Annotated in this window: 14 protein-coding genes; 8 read left to right on the forward strand and 6 right to left on the reverse strand. The window is 41.8% G+C overall.

All coding sequences use genetic code 11. The features are described 5' to 3' along the window. Window position 1: 1 nt before the first annotated feature. From kduI to BVH04_RS16710, 5 genes are all read right to left on the reverse strand, one after another. Window positions 2-847: a 5-dehydro-4-deoxy-D-glucuronate isomerase gene (gene kduI / locus BVH04_RS16690; protein WP_086542607.1), complete on the reverse strand. Its 846-nt coding sequence runs from the start codon at window positions 845-847 to the stop codon at window positions 2-4. A gap of 51 nt (window positions 848-898) precedes the next feature. Then, window positions 899-2062: a DUF4861 domain-containing protein gene (locus BVH04_RS16695; protein ID WP_086542608.1), complete on the reverse strand. Its 1164-nt coding sequence runs from the start codon at window positions 2060-2062 to the stop codon at window positions 899-901. A 38-nt stretch (window positions 2063-2100) separates the two neighbouring features. Beyond that, window positions 2101-3186, reverse strand: coding sequence for a glycoside hydrolase family 88 protein (locus BVH04_RS16700; protein ID WP_240510967.1), 1086 nt, complete (start codon window positions 3184-3186; stop codon window positions 2101-2103). A gap of 155 nt (window positions 3187-3341) precedes the next feature. Continuing rightward, on the reverse strand, window positions 3342-4847 hold the full coding sequence (locus tag BVH04_RS16705) for a RagB/SusD family nutrient uptake outer membrane protein (RefSeq protein ID WP_086542610.1): 1506 nt from the start codon (window positions 4845-4847) through the stop codon (window positions 3342-3344). 20 nt (window positions 4848-4867) lie between these two features. Continuing rightward, entirely contained in the window at window positions 4868-7915 is a 3048-nt protein-coding gene (locus BVH04_RS16710) for a SusC/RagA family TonB-linked outer membrane protein (RefSeq protein WP_086542611.1), read from the reverse strand. A gap of 213 nt (window positions 7916-8128) precedes the next feature. Here BVH04_RS16710 and BVH04_RS16715 point away from each other — a divergent pair, with 213 nt between their 5' ends. The 3 genes from BVH04_RS16715 to BVH04_RS16725 all read left to right on the forward strand — a co-directional run bounded on the left by BVH04_RS16715 (window position 8129) and on the right by BVH04_RS16725 (window position 10711). Then, window positions 8129-8512, forward strand: coding sequence for a VOC family protein (locus tag BVH04_RS16715; RefSeq protein WP_086542612.1), 384 nt, complete (start codon window positions 8129-8131; stop codon window positions 8510-8512). A 148-nt stretch (window positions 8513-8660) separates the two neighbouring features. Next, on the forward strand, window positions 8661-9674 hold the full coding sequence (yiaK, locus tag BVH04_RS16720) for a 3-dehydro-L-gulonate 2-dehydrogenase (protein ID WP_086542613.1): 1014 nt from the start codon (window positions 8661-8663) through the stop codon (window positions 9672-9674). Beyond that, the gene (locus tag BVH04_RS16725) at window positions 9671-10711 is read left to right on the forward strand and encodes a Gfo/Idh/MocA family protein (RefSeq protein ID WP_086542614.1); all 1041 of its coding nucleotides are present in this window, start codon (window positions 9671-9673) and stop codon (window positions 10709-10711) included. The genes yiaK and BVH04_RS16725 overlap by 4 nt, the downstream gene beginning before the upstream one ends. Here BVH04_RS16725 and BVH04_RS16730 read toward each other — a convergent pair. Beyond that, complete coding sequence (locus BVH04_RS16730) at window positions 10708-12354, reverse strand: UxaA family hydrolase (protein WP_086542615.1); 1647 nt, start codon at window positions 12352-12354, stop codon at window positions 10708-10710. The genes BVH04_RS16725 and BVH04_RS16730 overlap by 4 nt on opposite strands. Window positions 12355-12753: 399 nt before the next feature. Here BVH04_RS16730 and BVH04_RS16735 point away from each other — a divergent pair, with 399 nt between their 5' ends. The 5 genes from BVH04_RS16735 to BVH04_RS16755 all read left to right on the forward strand — a co-directional run bounded on the left by BVH04_RS16735 (window position 12754) and on the right by BVH04_RS16755 (window position 16315). Continuing rightward, complete coding sequence (locus tag BVH04_RS16735) at window positions 12754-13740, forward strand: TRAP transporter substrate-binding protein (RefSeq protein WP_394335235.1); 987 nt, start codon at window positions 12754-12756, stop codon at window positions 13738-13740. A 24-nt stretch (window positions 13741-13764) separates the two neighbouring features. After that, on the forward strand, window positions 13765-14253 hold the full coding sequence (locus BVH04_RS16740; RefSeq protein WP_086542616.1) for a TRAP transporter small permease: 489 nt from the start codon (window positions 13765-13767) through the stop codon (window positions 14251-14253). Next, window positions 14253-15548: a TRAP transporter large permease gene (locus tag BVH04_RS16745; RefSeq protein WP_086542617.1), complete on the forward strand. Its 1296-nt coding sequence runs from the start codon at window positions 14253-14255 to the stop codon at window positions 15546-15548. The genes BVH04_RS16740 and BVH04_RS16745 overlap by 1 nt, the downstream gene beginning before the upstream one ends. Before the next feature lie 150 nt (window positions 15549-15698). Then, on the forward strand, window positions 15699-16037 hold the full coding sequence (locus BVH04_RS16750; protein ID WP_086542618.1) for a hypothetical protein: 339 nt from the start codon (window positions 15699-15701) through the stop codon (window positions 16035-16037). Then, the gene (locus BVH04_RS16755) at window positions 16034-16315 is read left to right on the forward strand and encodes a type II toxin-antitoxin system RelE/ParE family toxin (RefSeq protein WP_169714451.1); all 282 of its coding nucleotides are present in this window, start codon (window positions 16034-16036) and stop codon (window positions 16313-16315) included. The genes BVH04_RS16750 and BVH04_RS16755 overlap by 4 nt, the downstream gene beginning before the upstream one ends. Window positions 16316-16419 lie beyond the last annotated feature (104 nt).

The following is a 16419-nucleotide window of genomic DNA, read 5'->3' on the forward strand; positions in this document are numbered from 1 at the left end:
GTTATTTTAAATCTGAAGGTTTTACAATATCCATGTCGCCATAATCGAGATTTTCCCCAGCCATTCCCCAGACAAAAGTGTAATTGCTGGTTCCGGCTCCACTGTGGATAGACCAAGGTGGCGACAAAACTGCCTGATTGTTTTTCATCCAAATATGTCTTGTTTGCTGCGGTTCTCCTATGAAATGGCAAACCATCTGATCCTCAGGAAGGTCAAAATAAAGATATGCCTCCATTCTGCGGTCATGCGTATGAGCTGGGAATGTATTCCAGACACTGCCTTCTTTAAGCTCCGTGAGACCCATTTGAAGTTGGCAAGTCTGCACTACACTATTCACGATCAACTTTCTGATTTTGCGATGATTTGATGTAGTTAGAGAGCCTATTATTACTTTTTCTGCATCAGCCTCACTGATTTTTTTGGATGGATAGGTAGTGTGAGCTGGAGCAGAATTAAAATAAAATATAGGCTGATTAGTTTCACCTCCAGATTTAAAAGTTACTGACTTTGTGCCTTTCCCCAGATAAAGTGCTTCTTTATTTTCTAAAGTATAGGTCACTCCATCGGCAATAATTTCGCCAGTTGCGCCTATGTTTATAATCCCCAATTCTCTGCGCTCCAAAAAATATTCTGATTTGAGAGGATCGATGGTCTCTAGGTTTAAGTCTTTGCCGACGGGCAAAACTCCTCCTACAATCATACGGTCGTAGTGGGTGTAATTCATGTTGATTTGGTCTTCAACAAATAGATTTTCCATCAAAAAAGACTCACGCAATTCATCGGTGTCCATCTGCTTAAACTCACGTGGACTGACAGCATGTTGTATTTTATAGGATTGATTTTTCATGGAATGAAGGGTATTAGTTTTTTCTCCGATGAATCGGAATTTGATTTTATGTTATTCGAATTTTAGAATAAGTGGTGTTGCGAGTTTTTTGGAAAAATCCTTGAGATACTGATTCCATTCAGAAAGAGAAGAGAATTCTCCGGCTTTTTCCCAAGCAAAACCAGCGTAGTAACTGATTTTTTTAGTTGGCTTCAGGATTAAATAAATATGACTTTGGTCTGTGACGGCTGTTCTAACTGCAAGTTCTTGAAGGATATCCGCAGGATCGGCTACAATGCCTGTTCCAAGCTTAGTGTCATCTATTGTCTCCCAATAGCTAATCCAACCTGCCTTTGGGTCAGAATTAACGTCCCCCGTGCCATCATGTAAGGTAATTCCTGTAGTCAGATTTGGGACTGGACTATCACATTTTAAGCTTACTTCCATGTGATAAAGCTGGGATCCCAGATCGATCGAAATCCGCTTAGCTTCTTGTATTGTCGCTATTCCAGCCATCCAAGGTGCATAACTCACCTCGAAAATTGATCTCAAAGGGCCATTTGCCAGGATTTTATGACTGATGATGTTTTTTGAAACATATAATGAATCATCAATCCAAATACCGACCCCACCGATTCCGCGACTATTTCCGACGTGATAAGGATCATACCCTTCGCCGCTATCTTTGTGATAACTTCCGCCATCTACATATTTCTGATACCATTTGTCAATGATGGGATAATCCACCCGCTTCAGCCAAGCATCGATTCCGCTTGTGAGTGTACCGCCTGTTAATTTTTCATCAGTTAGGCGTTGTGCTTCAGGACCGTAAGTCCTGAAAGCCACTTTGTCATTTTCCCAAGCAATGTCATCAATCCGCTCAGGGACAAATCTGGCAAAAGTTTTAATACCTGACTGGACTGCTTTATCCGCTTCATCGCTGAGGCTTATCTTATAGCTTTTGGTTTCCAGCTCTTTTATATCAGCCAGGAAAAGAAGTTCCTCATAGTGATCATCCTGATCTATATCCACCCACTGAATTAGAACTGGTCTCTGTGATTTTGACTCTTGAACTTGCAAGTGAGACGGATCAAATTCCGCACCCAGCATTTTTTCAAGTTGGGCAAATGAGATACTAACCACTTCTTGCCTAGAAATGTCTAGTTTGTTTTCTACCCTGAAAGTTGGATCGGGCTGCAAGAACTGAAAGGCAACTAAAATCAGTTGAAAGATCATGTGTTATTTGTGGTTGTGCACCAATGCATTACTTGTTTTTATTGATCAGGATTTAGCATTCTGTATCGCTTCAATGCTTCGAGGAAGTAATAATCTGCATAGCTGATCGGCGTGTCAATTTCCGAATCATGTGGTTTATGACCAGTGCTATGCATTAAGATAAATCCTTGATTGGTTCCAGGCTTGGCCATATAAGCAGGACTACTAAGACTGGTTAGCATTTTTTCTGCTGCGGCAAAGTAATTAGCCCCGTTTTCAGAGTATCTGCTGAGCTCAAGTAATCCCGATGCAGCAATTGCGGCTGCAGAAGCATCGCGAGGCTCATTCGGAATATTAGGTGCATTGAAGTCCCAATAAGGAATCATGTCTTCTGGCAGATTGGGATGATTTAGATAGAAGTCCGCAATCTTTACCGCTTGTTCAAGATATTTTTTGTCTCCAGTCTCGCGATAAACCATCGTGAAACCGTACAAGGCCCACGCCTGACCTCTTGCCCACGCAGAATCGTCAGAGTAACCTTGGTGTGTTTTCTTAGCTTTCACATTTCCCGTGATCGTATCATAATCCACTACATGATAGCTACTAAAATCCGGGCGGAAGTGATTTTTGATCGAAGTATCTGCATGCTTCACCGCCACTTCATAGAAGGTAGAATCTCCACTGTATTTGGTAGCCCAGAATAACATCTCAAGATTCATCATATTATCTATGATCACAGGATATTCCCATGGGGCAAAATCCCAAGAGCGAATACTCCCGATTGTTGGGTCAAACCGCTTAATTAACGTCTGAGATCCCTGCAGTAGAATTTGGGCATATTTAGGATTTTCTGTCAATCTTAACCCATTACCAAATGAACAATAAAGCACAAAACCAAGATCATGGGTATGGGTATTGAACTTCACACTTTCGAGTCCTGCACTCCAGGCTGCGGCGGAATCTGCCCATTTTTGATCCTTGGTATAATCATACATGTACCACATACTACCCGGATAAAATCCGCTTGTCCAGTCTCTGGAGGGTACTACATTCAAGCTTCCATCTGGTTTGACTGACCGGGGAAAGGTTGATTTATCCGTGTGGTTTTTTAAACTGTAAGTTAATTGAGCTTCAGCGGTTTTCATGGTTTTGGGTACACTCAGATCTGCTGTGGATTTGCAGCTGCTGGCCAAAAGACATATACATGAACAGAGGAATAATAAATATTTCATTGACTAGGAAGTTATTGAAAATAGGATCGGCGAAAGCGTTTCGCCGACCCATTTTTACAAAATAAGAATTAATAACCCGGGTTATTCGGAGCCAAATTTGGATTGATTCTAAGCTCAGAATCTGGAATTGGCATCAGATAGTCGCGAGAAGGATCAAATGTTGGCTGTGGCTCAAGGCTATTGGGACCCAAGAAGACTTTTTCACCCAAATTTCTTCTCTTAATGTCATACCATCTTTTCCATTCGAAGGCAAATTCTAACCGACGGTCTTCGATAATCAAATCTATAAATTCAGGCTTACTCATGCTAGGCATTACATCAGCAGGGAAATCGACTTGCGTACCTGCCCAGTTTCTCGCCCGAGCTCGGATTTGATTGAGATATCCTGCAGCCTCGGCATTTGGGCCATTGATCTCAGCAGATGCTTCAGCTGCTATCATTAGTACTTCTGCATATCTGAAGTCGGCGATATTGTGATCCGAATATCTTCCTATTGCATTGGCATTGCCAGGGAGTTTTACCCACTTACCCACATGCGGTCTTGGTGTGGAGAAGTCTTTATATGGTCTTTTCACTCCATTGACTACTAGGGTGTCGACGAAGCTTACTTTCTTTCGGTAATCCCTTGCATCCCAAGTATCATAGACAGCTTGAGTAGGTACGGATACGCCGTAGCCACCAGTGAGATTTAATACTGCGAGCATGGGAACCAAAGAGTCATCATTTTGACCATTCGAACCACTTATTTGTCCTAAAAAGTCAAAAGCGAAAATGGTCTCTTTCAAATTATCTGCAATGTTAGCATTGAAATTATTTTCAAAATTGGCTTCCAAAGCATATCCGAATAGATCTTTATTATCGATTACAAATTTTGCCTCAGTATAAGCTTTCTGATAATCCCCCAATGTCAAATAAACTGAAGCAAGATAGGAAGCCGCAGTACCTGCAGATGGTCGAGTACGAACATCATTCTTCTGTTTGTTTGGAAGCCACTGCTTTGCAAATTCTAGATCGGCAATGATCCCTTGATAGATTTCTGCTTCACTAGTTTTGGAAATCGTCTTCAAACTCGTCGGATCAGTAACTGGAAAGTTTATATAAGGAAGATCTCCAAATACTCTGACCAAGTGAAAATATGAGAATGCCCGAACAAATCTAGCCTCCGCAATCAGATAATTTATTTCATTGTCAGGAAGATCAAGGCTGATTCCACCAGCTTCGGCAGAGTTTGCGGCATTGATCGCTTGAAACCATTGTGGCCAAAATCTCCTGATCATCCCATTGTCGGAGTCCATATTGAAGTCATTCATTTGAATTCGTTCCGCTGAAGTAGCTCTGTTTCCGATAGTGATCATATCGCCTCTGAATTGCAAAGCGCAAATAAATTGTCGACCAAACAAGTTTTCAGAAGCGATCACCCCATAAGCACCTAAAACGGCGGTTTCGACATCTTTAGGAGTTTGGAAAAAGGTCTCTGGGGCAAAGACGCCGATAGGTTTTTCCTCCAAGTCTGCACAGGCACCAAGTCCTATAACTAGACCCAGAGAAATAATTATTTTATGTAGATTTTTCATGAATTTTTTTGGTTTAGCGATTAAAAACTAACATTTAGTCCTATTGTGTAGGATTTCGCATTTGGATAGCTGGCGTAATCAAGGCCAAGATTTCTATTGGACGCTGCACCACCACCGGAATTATAATTCACTTCCGGATCAAACCCTTTATACTCTGTGAATGTCAGGATATTTTGTGCGCTCACGTAGAATCTGGCTTTGGAGATAGACAGTTTTTCCAAAATACTGGAAGGCAAACTGTAGCCCAAAGAAATGTTTTTCAATCTGACATAGCTGCCATCAAAGACCCAATGAGAAGATACTCTCTGCGATCGCTGAAGGGTTCGCTTTGGTACATCTGTATCGGTGTTTGTAGGAGTCCAGCGATCTAGCGCACGGGTAGTGGAATTGTTAGATCCTGATAGTGTTTCGATCTCAAGTAAACTGTAGCTCAAAATCTGATTGCCCTGAGAACCTTGGAAGAAGATATTCAGATCGAAGCCTTTGAAGCTGAAGTCATTATTGAGACCCCAAATGAATTTCGCCTGTCCATTTCCAATCACGGTACGATCATCAGCATTCAAAGCCCCATTTGGATTGCCGGTAAGTGCGCCATTGGCGTCTTTTTCTCCATCAATATCCCTGAACTTTTCACCTCCAGCTACTTGCTCAAATCCGCCTCCTGGAAGGAAATCGTCACCTTGTTGGTAAACTCCGTCATAAACCCATCCAAAAAAACTACCAACAGGCTCGCCCACTCGCAGTATTTGAGTTTGTCCCAAACCGATCAAGTGTCCTGGTCCTGATCCGTAAAGGATATCATTTCCATCAGGTAGTTCGAGAACCTTATTTCGATTGATTGAGATATTGAAACTTGTATTCCACTTCAATGCTCCAGTGGTGTTTACCGTGTTTAAGGTGAATTCTATTCCTTTGTTTTCAACTTTTCCTAGGTTTTGAAGTTGACTTGAATACCCTGTGTATGTCGGTAGTGGAACTGAGAATAGTAGGTCCGAAGTAACACTTCTATAATAGTCTGCAGTTAGATTCAGTCGGTTGTTTAAGAAAGACATATCCGCTCCAAAGTCAAATTGCCTGGTAGTCTCCCAAGTCAAATCATCATTAGCTACGGTAGTTGGACGTACAGCATTTACAGCTACCCCGTCGATTATAGTATATGAGTTCGAAAACCTAGCGAGAGTCTGATAAGGTCCGATAGCTTGATTTCCAGTCAGACCATAACTTACTCTCCATTTAAAATCGGAAACGAAGTTGACATCTTTCATAAAACCTTCATCCTTCATATTCCAAGCAAATGCACCGGAAGGGAAGAAAGCATATTTATTATTCTTGCTAAAGTTTGAAGAGCCATCATATCTCGCATTGACAGTAAATAAATATTTGTCGTTGAAAGAATAATTGATTCTGCCAAAAACCGACTGAATTTGTGTTTCAGAAAAACCAGAACTTGGAATTTTCTGTACAGCACCACCTTGAAGGTTCCAAAAAGAAACTGAATTGGTAATAAATGACTGAGCTCCTGATGACCAGTCTGTATCATTCGATTTCTGAAATGAATAACCTGCCACAAAGTTGAATTTGTGTTTAGTATTCAGATCTAAATTATAGGTAAAGTAGTTTTCACTGATCAGATCTGTATTTTTGGATGCTCCGATTGTGGCATCTCCACCCACATTGGCTCCCGCATAAAGAGTCGTGGGAACGAAGGTTCCAGTTCGATTATTATCAGTTCGGAATCCTAGTGTGGTTTTGAAGGAAAGATTTTTAACGATGTCATAATTCAAGTAAAAATTACTTTGAAAAAGATCGCCGATTGTCTCCTGTTGACGTTCGGTGGCTACTGCGAAAGGATTGTCAATAGGATCTCCGATTGAAGCCAGCGTGAAGGTTCCATCTTCATTTCTTACGGGAAGATCAGGCATAAATCGAAGTGCCGAGCCTACCACGCCGGCACCACCGGCACCACCAGATCCCTCTTGGGTGACTACTCCATCGCGACCGGTTCTTCTGGCTAGAAGGTTTACACCAACAGATATTTTGTCAGAAGCCTTGAAATTCAAATTACTTGTAATTGCATACCGCTCAAATCCTGAGTTGAGGATAATACCTTTTTGATCAAAAAATGATCCTGACACATAATAGTTAACCACGTCGGATCCACCGGATACGGATACTTGATAATTTTGGATGCCGCCTGCTCTGAATATTTGATCCTGCCAATCAGTGTCAGCTCCATTGTCAACATAGTTGGGAATTACCTCCCGTGTGTAGTCCAAAAACTGATTTGCATTTAACATATCGATCCGATTGATTACTTCTTGGCTACTGTAGGAGGTATTGAAATCAACTTTTGCTTTGCCAATTTTCCCTCTTTTGGTAGTAACCATTATCACACCATTTGCACCTCTGGATCCATATATCGCAGTAGCGGATGCGTCTTTGAGTACTTCTATGGATTGAATATCTTCTGGAGCGGGTAAAGTACCACCGATAAATCCATCCACTACATAAAGAGGATCACTGCTCGCATTGATGGAGTTTCCACCTCGAATTCGAACTTTCAAAGATCCTCCTGGATCACCGTTATTTGACTGCACGCTTACACCTGCCGCACGTCCTTGGAGCGCTTGGGTAGCATTGGCTACAGGGAAGGCAGTAAGTTCCGCGGCTTTGACGGAAGATACAGAGCCAGTCAAGTCACTCTTTTTTGTGGTGCCATATCCCACTACCAGCACCTCATCTAACTGGGAAATGTCAGTTTCAAGAGTAACGTCATACATATTTGATGAATTGATAGCGATTTCTTTGGTTTGCATCCCTATAAAGGAAAACACCAAAACATCGCCTTCACCGGCTGATATGGAATAATTTCCATCAATATCAGTGGTGGTGCCTAATGTGCTTCCTTTTACGAGGATACTAACGCCTGGCATAGTTTCTCCTGAATCAGATGTGACTTTACCAGTGATTAGCTTGTTTTGAGCCAGGAGAGACCCAGAGCTCAATAACAACATGAACATGAATACCCATAGGAATCCATGCTTTTGGGATGTTAAAAGTTTCTGCATGTTTAATTATTTTAGGGTTAAATTATAAATTGATTGTGCAATCGATTGCATTTTACAAATAAAATAATTTTGCTCAAAATGATTTTAAGAATTATTTTTGAATCGATGAATTGAGTCGTTTTAAAAGGGATGTCACCCTATTGAAAAACCAGGGAATTGACTTTATTTCATATCAAAATTTATAATCATACAATCGATTGTCTAAAAAAGCCTATGAAATTTGAACATTTTGCGCTCAATGTGAGCAATGCAACAGCCGCATCTCGTTGGTACGAGGAGCATCTTGGGTTGAAAGTGGTCAAGAAAATGATTGAGCCACCTTATATGACCTTCTTGGCGGATGATAGCGGTACGGTGATGCTAGAAATTTATTCAAACCCAAAAGGTGAAACATTAGACTTTGCTAATCTACACCCCTTGGCAGTACATCTAGCATTGGTATCCGCGGATCCAAATGCGGACAGAGACCGTCTGGTAGAAGCTGGAGCTAAGTTGATTTCTGATGATATTTTGCCAGATGGATCTCATTTGATAATGGTGAAAGATCCTTGGGGATTGGCGCTGCAATTATGCAAACGAGCCATACCTATGATCTGATTTGTTTTCTTGATTCTGAAAATGAAGGGGATCAGAGTAAAATACTTCTGCATTCTGACAGTATTGCGAAATAGTTTTTCACTAATCAGGCAAAAGTGGATGGTAGATTTTATCTTAGGGGATATCACGTTTTAGAATTCTTTTATTAATGATTGATCTTCAAATTCCTTTTGAGCAAATCAGCACAACGCTGAAAGAAATACTACTTACCCATGGATTTACAGAAGAAAGGGCACAGCGATGTGGGCTGCTTTTTGCAAAAGCCGATCTTGATGGTGTGCGCTCTCATGGTGCAAATCGGTTTTTTCTATTTCTGGATTTTATAAAAAAAGGATTGGTTAAACCTGACAAGGAGCCTGTCGCATTAAGTCAACTTGGGATGTTTGAGCGCTGGGATGGTCAGGGAGGAGTGGGGAATTTAAATGCAGAATTTGCCATGAATCGGGCGATTCAGCTCTCCAAAGAATTTGGGATTAGCTGCGTCACTTTGCAAAACACCAATCATTGGATGCGTGGCGGGAACTTCGGTTGGCAAGCAGTAGAGGCAGGATGCATCGGGATTTGCTTCACCAATACGATTCCCAATATGCCAGCCTGGGGTGGCAGTGAACCGAAAATTGGTAATAATCCACTTGTGATCGCGATTCCCAGAGCAAAGGGAGCTGTGGTTTTGGATATGGCTTTTACCCAGTTTGCTTATGGGAAGTTGAGTATTGCCAAAGACAAAGGTGAGCAAATGCCTTATGACGCAGGTTTTGATGAGGATGGAAATCTGACCAAAGATCCGGGAGCTGTGATCGACAATCTTCTGGGATTACCGATTGGATTATGGAAAGGCTCAGGGCTGAGCATGGTTTTGGATTTACTTTCAGCGGTTCTTTCTGGGGGAAATGCTTCTTTTGAAGTCGGAAAATCTGGTCATGAAAGTGCTGTTTCGCAGGTATTCCTTTGCTTTGACCCAACCAAACTCAAACTCACAGACTGGATAGAAGCTAAGTCAGACGCATTGATAGAAGACCTGAAAAGCTCAGCAACTTTTGGCGATAAATCAGTTCGATATCCTGGAGAAAAAACGTTAGAAACCCGAAATAAAAACCTAAAAAATGGAGTGCCGATCGCAGAGAAACTCTGGGCGGAACTGCAAAATGAATTGAAATTATGAGGCAACTAAAAATAGGAATAGTAGGCACTGGTGCGATCACTGGAAAGCATGCAGATGCAATCAGTGAGATTGAAAATGCTGAATTGGTTGCACTTTGCAGCAGTTCATCCGAAAGAGCAAAAGCCGCTCAGGAGAAATTTGGAATTGATGCTTACTCTGACATCTCCGCTTTTTTGACCCATCCCGAACTCGATATTGTCTGCATTTGCACGGCTAGCGGGCATCACCTAGAAGCTGGATTGTTGGCAGCAAAAGCTGGAAAGCATTTGCTGATAGAGAAGCCAATTGAAATAAACCTCCACAGAGCGGATCAGTTGATTGAAGCCTGCGAGGAAAATGGAGTTAAGCTTGGAGTTATTTTTCAAAACAGGTTTTCGGCTGATTATATAAAGCTCAAGGCTGCGGTAAAAGATGGAAAATTCGGAAAGCTTCTGATGGGAAATGCGCATGTGAATTGGTACAGAGCTCCAGAATATTACAGCAATAGTCCTTGGAAAGGCACGCTGGAGGGAGATGGTGGAGGAGCTTTTATGAATCAGGGCATTCACACAGTCGATCTTTTGCTAGACTTGATGGGGGATGTGAAGTCAGTTTTCGCAAAAGTTAAAACCGCTCTTCATCCTATTGAAGGCGAAGATTTGGGGGCTGCATTGGTGACTTTTGAAAATAAAGCGTTGGGGAATATTACAGCTTCTACGGCATTGTATCCAGGGTTGCCTGAGCGTCTGGAGATTTTTGGGAAAAATGGCAGTGCTGTTTTGGAAGCTGGAAAACTGGTTCAATGGAGTATTGAGGGAGAAGAACCTGAACCAATTATCGCTGATACCAGCGCAGGTTCAGGAGCAGCCGATCCTATGGCAATTGGGCATGCACTTCACAAAGCACAATGGGAGCATTATTTGAATGCTATCGAGACAAATGAGCCTGTAATAGTAGAAGGAAATATGGCCCGAAAATCAGTTGAGCTGATCCGAGCCATTTATAAATCTTCAGAACTTGAAAAGGAAGTCGAGCTTCCTTTTATAGATCATGGTTAAAGCGAAACGCCTCTTTTCCAAGGTATAAAGTCATCTTGCCCGAGTATCATTGCTTTGGATTTCTCTTCACCGCTAGCAATCTTGATTACTTTCTCCAGGATTTCTTCCCCCATCTGCTGGATGTTTTTTTCGCCCGAGATCACAAAACCCGTATTGATATCGATGATGTCGGGCATGCGTTCGGTTAGTTTGTGATTAGAGGAAACCTTTATCACAGGTGTCACGGGATTTCCGGTAGGAGTGCCTAGGCCAGTAGTGAAAAGAATCATATTTGCTCCTGCTCCTGCCATGGCAGTGGTGCTTTCTACATCATTTCCAGGAGTGCAAAGTAAAGTCAGACCTGGCGTGTTTACATATTCGCCATAGTCCAGCACATCAGTTACTGGGGAAGTTCCTCCTTTTTTGGCAGCGCCGGAAGACTTCATGGCGTCAGTGATCAGTCCGTCTTTAATGTTTCCGGGGCTTGGATTCATATCAAAACCAGAACCTGATGCCTCTGCCGCAGCTGCATAGAGACGCATCAAAGTTGAAAAGCGCTCTGCTTTTTCATCAGAAACGCAGCGGTTGATCAATTCTTGCTCTACGCCGCAAAGCTCGGGGAATTCGGATAAAATCGCTATTCCGCCCAAGGCTACCACCAAATCTGCGGCATATCCTACAGCCGGGTTTGCGGAGATTCCGGAGAATCCATCAGAACCACCGCATTCCAAACCGACGACCAATTTGCTCAAGGGAGCAGGTTGACGGGTTTGTGTATTGGCTTCTGCCATACCTATAAATGTTTCTTTAATAGCCCTAGTTAGCAATTGCTGCTCAGTTCCTTCTACTTGCTGCTCCAGAATGATGAGAGGCTTTTTGAAGTCAGGATTGATTTTTCGTAGCTTATCCTCCATGTAAGAAGACTGCGCATTTTGGCAACCCAAACTCAAGATGGTGGCTCCCGCAACATTCGGATTGTTGATATAGCCAGCTATGAGTGCGCAAAGTGCCTGAGAATCTGTTCTTGTGCCTCCGCAACCTACTTGGTGATTTAGGAACTTAATTCCGTCAATATTTTCAAAAAGGCGTTCTTCGGTTTTTTCTACTAGTGTCTCTACCGAAACCGTATCGAAGGAAGTGGTTTGACCTGACTTGTATAGATTGGCCATTTCTCTTACCATTTTCTTAAATGGATTTGGCTTGCCGAAGCCAAGTTCTTCGAGGAAAGCATCTTTGATGATATCTACATTTCTATTTTCGCAGAAAACCATAGGGATTACCAACCAATAATTTCCCGTTCCCACCTGACCATCCGGTCTGTGAAAACCCATAAAAGTCTTGTCTTTAAACTTGCTGATATCTGGAGCATCCCACTGGTATTCCCCTATTTTTTTACCAAAATCCTCCGCTTCGTGTGTCACATTTTGAGTACTAAGGACACCGCCTGACGGGATCATTGAAAGAGCTTTACCTACAATTCCCCCATACATAAAGACCTGATCGCCCTTATTCAACTCATTGATTGCAAACTTATGTTTTGCAGGAATGCTGTCTTTGAGAGTGATTTTTAATCCGTTATGCTCAAATATTTCTCCTGCTTCTAGGTCTTGTAAAGCGACCAAAACATTGTCCTTAGGATGAATTTGTAATGTTATATGGTTCATTGGGATTATTCATTAGATTGAGCAATCGATTGCGCGGAGTAAGTAATTGTCAAGCAATAACGAAAATCATTTGTAGATATTAAAACTATTGCGAAGAGTGTAGAAATCGAAACACGATTTTATCAAAATAGGGCATATGATATTAGTATGCTGGAAGAGAAAAAGGAGGGTTACTCTCCATTGGACTAGTAGTGACATTTATCCTACGGTCTAAATCGTTTCCGTAAATCGACCTTACATATCCGCTTAGAAAAACTTAATATTGTGTAGTATATTTTATGTTCAATAAACCCATGAAATCGAGCATGACGAAGCACGTCATACATTGGAATGTCCCGATAACTATCGGGATAACATTGCGAGATTCCATCTGACAATTGAAAAACAAAAAATAAACAGATGAAAATCAAAAAACTTCAAATCCTTTCTTTTTGCGTTGTAATGACCCTCTTTTTTTCCTGTCAGGCCACAGGCGATAAGCGAATTATAAAGCTCGGCCACGGTCTTGGTATCACACATCCAGTGCATGAGGCTATGCTCTTTTTAGCCAAAAAAGTAGAGGAGAAATCAGGAGGGAAAATGATTGTGAAAATATACCCAAATCAGCAATTGGGAAGTGAGCGTGAGCTGGTGGAACTTCTGCAAATTGGAAGCTTGGGAATGACTAAGGTATCTTCAGCTGCTTTGGAAGGATTTGCTCCTACTATGCAAGTGTTTGGGATGCCCTATTTATTTAGAGACGACGCGCACCAGCTGAGTGTATTGCAGGGTGAAATCGGCAAAAAGCTTTTACTTGATCCTCAAAAGTACCTTTTACGAGGTCTTTGCTACTATGACTCTGGGAAAAGAAGCTTTTATACCAAGGACAAATCTATAGAGACTCCGTCGGATCTTGAGGGCCTGAAGGTCCGGGTGATGGAAAGTAACACAGCCTCAAATATGGTGAAAAGCTTAGGCGGTTCCCCTACCCCTGTTTCGTTTGGAGAGCTATACACTGCTTTGCAACAGGGAATTGTGGATGGAGCAGAGAATAACGCACCGAGTCTGTATACCTCAAAGCACTACGAAGTATGTAAGTTCTATAGCTTAGATGAGCATACGGCTTTGCCGGATGTGATGATCGTAAGTACCAAGGTATGGGAAAGCTTGAATGAGCAGGAGCAACAGTGGCTGCAAGAGGCAGCTGATGAGTCTGCCACGTATGAATATAAAATTTGGGCAGAGGCTACAGAGGATTCTTTGAATGAACTGAGAAAGGCTGGAGTGACTATCACCTACCCTGATAAGCAGCCATTTCGAGACGCTGTCGAGCCCATGTATTCAGACCTCAAAATTCAGCAGCCAGAAATCTACAAAATCGTGGAGGAAATCCGCGCAGTAAAGTAACTATCAACCCAACTTATCAACCCTATGTTTTCACCCTATTCCAAGCTAAATCTGGATAAATGGATTGGCAATTTTCTGGTCGTCTTGATGGCACTCATGGTGCTCAATGTGACGTGGCAGGTGGTTTCTCGCTATGTTTTTCAAAGCCCAAGTTCGTTTACAGATGAGCTTTCACGCTATATGTTGATCTGGGTAGGAATGCTTGGGGCTGCATATGTCGCCGGTAAAAATGAGCATTTAGCGATTGATATTCTCCTCACCAAACTAGCGGAAAAAGCACAGGATAAATTAATGATTTTGATAAACTGCTGTATTTTGATCTTCGCACTTGTAGTAATGGTGATTGGTGGTTCAAACTTGGTTTACCTTACTTTTATTTTGGAGCAGAGATCAGCAGTGCTGCAGATTCCTTTAGCATATATCTACGGAATCATTCCTTTTAGCGGGCTATTGGTGATTTACTACCAGTTAGTCGCAATTAAATTTTTAACAACTGTTAAATCTGCTGTGTAATGGAGATTTTGAGCGTATTAATACTAGTAATTTCCTTTTTGTTCTTGATAGGTATAGGAGTGCCGGTGGCTTGGAGTCTTGGGATTTCCAGCATGCTGACTTTGATGGTGACAGTGCAAACTATGCCTGCAATAACAACCATCGCACAGCGTATGGGGACTGGATTAGATAGTTTTTCCCTTTTGGCAATTCCATTTTTTATTCTCGCAGGGGAATTGATGAATCGGGGAGGGATCGCCAATCGTCTGATCGAATTTGCAAAAGCACTCACAGGTAGAATGAGAGGCGGCTTGCTACATGTGAACATCATTGCAGCCATGCTAATGGGAGCGATTGCAGGGTCAGCGGTAGCTGCTGCATCTTCTATGGGAGGTATTTTGGGGAAAAGAATGGAAAAAGAAGGTTATCCTAAAGAGTTGGGTGCTGCAGTGAATATCACTTCTTCTACCACTGGATTGATCATTCCTCCATCCAATGTCTTGATCGTTTATTCACTTGCATCTGGTGGAGTTTCTGTTGCGGCACTATTCGTTGCGGGATATTTGCCTGGATTGCTGGTCGGGGGGTTGTTGATGATGACAGCGGCGATAATGGTGAGAATCCATAAGCTTCCAGCGGGTGAAGGATCTTCTTTTAAATTGATTTTGAAGACATTCTGGCAAGCAGTACCGAGTTTATTCTTATTGATTGTGGTGATCGGAGGAATTATCGGAGGTGTATTTACAGCCACAGAAGCTTCGGCTATTGCCGTTGTTTATTCCTTGGTTTTATCATTGATCTACCAAGAGCTGAAAGTAAAAGATTTGCCATCCGTATTATTGAAAGCTGCTGAGACTACAGCTGTCGTGATGCTTTTGATCGCAACTTCTATGGCGATGTCTTGGGTGATGTCGAGCGAGGACATCCCTCAAAACATCTCTAATGCCCTTTTGGGATTGAGTGACAATATCTTTGTGATTCTGATTATGATTAATCTACTGTTGCTCTTTGTGGGGATTTTTATGGATATGACTCCTGCGGTGTTGATTTTTACTCCGATATTCTTGCCAGTTGTGACAGCACTTGGAGTGGATCCAGTTCACTTTGGTATTATGATGGTACTGAATCTTTGTATAGGTCTGTGTACTCCGCCAGTAGGCTCCATTCTTTTTATAGGTGTTGGGGTGGCAAATACAACAATACAGAAAATCATGAAGCCTTTACTGCCATTCTATGCTGCAATGGTCTTGGCGTTGATCCTGATTATGCTTTTTCCTGAGATCACCCTTTGGCTTCCAAGAGTATTTGGGGTGTAAGGAAGTTTTGTGTAGGATGTCAGATGACCGATGTTTAGAAAAAAAAACTGTAGTTTAAGGACTGCCGTTTTTTGTTTTAGGCTGTTTTGATCATTAGGGGAAGATTTCCGTAAATTGAGCTAGGAATATTCCCCTTCAAAAAATCTCATCATGGACTCTATTATTTTAAACCCTAAAAACGAAAAGGAGCTGAAATTCATCATTGAGCTTTTAGGGAAACTTGGTGTAAGTAATATGGTAATGTCTGACGAGGACAAAGAGGATTTAAGACTTTCTTTTTTATCGGCAGAAGTAGATAGAGTAGAAGAAGCCCCTAAAGAAGAAGTTTATAAAAAGCTAACTACCTTCCTGAATGAAAAATATGAGTTTGGCTTAACTGAGGAAGATTATCAAGTTCTTGACGAAAGGAGAGCTAGACATTTGGCTGGAGAGTCAGTTTCTTATTCCTGGGAAGAGGTGAAAGAAACGGCGAAAACATTACGCAAGTGAATTTTGAAATAAAGGAGGAAGCTAGGAGGGATCTTTTAATTGCTTTCTCATATTATGAAGATGCAAGTGCGGATTTGGGGGAGAAATTTTTTAAAGCAATTGAAGTGGCCTTTGCTTTTATCACTAAATCTCCTGAATCATACCAAGTAAAGAGGGGCTCATATCGTGAATTTAGAATTAGAAAATTTCCTTTTTTAATAGTTTATTCAATTGATAGTGATTCGATTGTTGTTTATTCAGTTTTCAACACCTGGAAGAATCCAAATAAAAAACCATAACAATAATCAACTCATCATTATATAACGGAGTTCGCTTTATCCAACATCCAACATCCAACATCCGACACCGGACATCAGACACCCGACATCCGACACCGGACAAA

It is taken from the genome of Algoriphagus antarcticus, from assembly GCF_002150685.1.
GTDB classification, from domain to species: domain Bacteria; phylum Bacteroidota; class Bacteroidia; order Cytophagales; family Cyclobacteriaceae; genus Algoriphagus; species Algoriphagus antarcticus.